This is a genomic window from Streptomyces sp. NPDC054883 (genome assembly GCF_053610645.1).
Map to the genome: position 1 here is coordinate 1,930 of NZ_JBSGYT010000100.1, position 3,298 is coordinate 5,227.

Genomic DNA, 3,298 nt, shown 5'->3' on the forward strand with positions numbered 1-3,298 from the left:
CTTGGCACGTTGTTGGGTGTCTGAGGGTACGGCCGTATGGCTGTCCTTCTGCGATGCCGGCCCCAGTGAACTTGTGCCTTTGGTGCAGGGTGATGGGTGGCTGGTCGTTGCTTGAGAACTACACAGTGGACGCGAGCATCTGTGGCCAAGTTTTTAAGGGCGCACGGTGGATGCCTTGGCACCAGGAACCGATGAAGGACGTGAGAGGCCGCGATAGGCCCCGGGGAGCTGCCAACTGAGCTTTGATCCGGGGGTGTCCGAATGGGGAAACCCGGCAGTCGTCATGGGCTGTCACCCACTGCTGAACACATAGGCAGTGTGGAGGGAACGAGGGGAAGTGAAACATCTCAGTACCCTCAGGAAGAGAAAACAACCGTGATTCCGGGAGTAGTGGCGAGCGAAACCGGATGAGGCCAAACCGTATGCGTGTGATACCCGGCAGGGGTTGCGCATGCGGGGTTGTGGGAATTCTTTTGACCGGTCTGCCGGCCGGTCGGCGAGTCAGAAACCGTTGATGTAGTCGAAGGACATGCGAAAGGTCCGGCGTAGAGGGTAAGACCCCCGTAGACGAAACATCAGCGGCTTGCTTAAGAATCTCCCAAGTAGCACGGGGCCCGAGAAATCCCGTGTGAATCTGGCGGGACCACCCGCTAAGCCTAAATATTCCCTGGTGACCGATAGCGGATAGTACCGTGAGGGAATGGTGAAAAGTACCGCGGGAGCGGAGTGAAATAGTACCTGAAACCGTGTGCCTACAAGCCGTGGGAGCGTCGCCGTTGTTCTTCGGAACAACGGTCGTGACTGCGTGCCTTTTGAAGAATGAGCCTGCGAGTTAGCGGTGTGTAGCGAGGTTAACCCGTGTGGGGAAGCCGTAGCGAAAGCGAGTCCGAATAGGGCGATTGAGTTGCACGCTCTAGACCCGAAGCGGAGTGATCTAGCCATGGGCAGGTTGAAGCGGAGGTAAGACTTCGTGGAGGACCGAACCCACCAGGGTTGAAAACCTGGGGGATGACCTGTGGTTAGGGGTGAAAGGCCAATCAAACTCCGTGATAGCTGGTTCTCCCCGAAATGCATTTAGGTGCAGCGTCGTGTGTTTCTTGCCGGAGGTAGAGCACTGGATAGGCGATGGGCCCTACCGGGTTACTGACCTTAGCCAAACTCCGAATGCCGGTAAGTGAGAGCACGGCAGTGAGACTGTGGGGGATAAGCTCCATGGTCGAGAGGGAAACAGCCCAGAGCATCGACTAAGGCCCCTAAGCGTACGCTAAGTGGGAAAGGATGTGGAGTCGCAGAGACAACCAGGAGGTTGGCTTAGAAGCAGCCACCCTTGAAAGAGTGCGTAATAGCTCACTGGTCAAGTGATTCCGCGCCGACAATGTAGCGGGGCTCAAGCGTACCGCCGAAGTCGTGTCATTGCAGCAATAGGGCCAACGCCCGCTGTGATGGGTAGGGGAGCGTCGTGTGCCGGGTGAAGCAGCAGCGGAAGCTAGTTGTGGACGGTTCACGAGTGAGAATGCAGGCATGAGTAGCGATACACACGTGAGAAACGTGTGCGCCGATTGACTAAGGGTTCCTGGGTCAAGCTGATCTGCCCAGGGTAAGTCGGGACCTAAGGCGAGGCCGACAGGCGTAGTCGATGGACAACCGGTTGATATTCCGGTACCCGCTTTGAAACGCCCAATATCGAATCAGGCGATGCTAAGTCCGTGAAGCCGTTCCGGACCCTTCGGGGAAAGGAAAGTGGTGGAGCCGACGGACCAGACTTGTAGTAGGTAAGCGATGGGGTGACGCAGGAAGGTAGTCCAGCCCGGGCGGTGGTTGTCCCGGGGTAAGGGTGTAGGCCGAGGGGTAGGCAAATCCGTCCCTCATTAAGGCTGAGACCTGATGCCGAGCCGATTGTGGTGAAGTGGATGATCCTATGCTGTCGAGAAAAGCCTCTAGCGAGTTTCATGGCGGCCCGTACCCTAAACCGACTCAGGTGGTCAGGTAGAGAATACCGAGGCGTTCGGGTGAACTATGGTTAAGGAACTCGGCAAAATGCCCCCGTAACTTCGGGAGAAGGGGGGCCATCACTGGTGAGAGCACTTGCTGCTTGAGCTGGGGGTGGCCGCAGAGACCAGCGAGAAGCGACTGTTTACTAAAAACACAGGTCCGTGCGAAGCCGTAAGGCGATGTATACGGACTGACGCCTGCCCGGTGCTGGAACGTTAAGGGGACCGGTTAGTGCGCTTTCGGGCGTGCGAAGCTGAGAACTTAAGCGCCAGTAAACGGCGGTGGTAACTATAACCATCCTAAGGTAGCGAAATTCCTTGTCGGGTAAGTTCCGACCTGCACGAATGGCGTAACGACTTCTCGACTGTCTCAACCATAGGCCCGGTGAAATTGCACTACGAGTAAAGATGCTCGTTTCGCGCAGCAGGACGGAAAGACCCCGGGACCTTTACTACAGTTTGATATTGGTGTTCGGTTCGGCTTGTGTAGGATAGGTGGGAGACTTTGAAGCCGTGACGCCAGTCATGGTGGAGTCGCCGTTGAAATACCACTCTGGTCGTGCTGGATGTCTAACCTCGGTCCGTGATCCGGATCAGGGACAGTGTCTGATGGGTAGTTTAACTGGGGCGGTTGCCTCCTAAAGAGTAACGGAGGCGCCCAAAGGTTCCCTCAGCCTGGTTGGCAATCAGGTGTTGAGTGTAAGTGCACAAGGGAGCTTGACTGTGAGACCGACGGGTCGAGCAGGGACGAAAGTCGGGACTAGTGATCCGGCGGTGGCTTGTGGAAGCGCCGTCGCTCAACGGATAAAAGGTACCCCGGGGATAACAGGCTGATCTTCCCCAAGAGTCCATATCGACGGGATGGTTTGGCACCTCGATGTCGGCTCGTCGCATCCTGGGGCTGGAGTCGGTCCCAAGGGTTGGGCTGTTCGCCCATTAAAGCGGTACGCGAGCTGGGTTTAGAACGTCGTGAGACAGTTCGGTCCCTATCCGCTGTGCGCGTAGGAATATTGAGAAGGGCTGTCCCTAGTACGAGAGGACCGGGACGGACGAACCTCTGGTGTGCCAGTTGTCCTGCCAAGGGCATGGCTGGTTGGCTACGTTCGGGAGGGATAACCGCTGAAAGCATCTAAGCGGGAAGCCTGCTTCAAGATGAGTATTCCCACCTCCTTGAGAGGGTAAGGCTCCCAGTAGACGACTGGGTTGATAGGCCAGATGTGGAAGCCCGGTAACGGGTGGAGCTGACTGGTACTAATAGGCCGAGGGCTTGTCCTCAGTTGCTCGCGTCCACTGTGTTAGTTCTGAAG

The 3,298-nt window shown here is 56.9% G+C and carries 1 rRNA gene; it reads left to right on the forward strand.

The features are described from left to right. Positions 1-143 precede the first annotated feature (143 nt). Positions 144-3,266, forward strand: a 23S ribosomal RNA gene (locus ACWGH1_RS34995). The last annotated feature ends 32 nt before the right edge of the window (positions 3,267-3,298 follow it).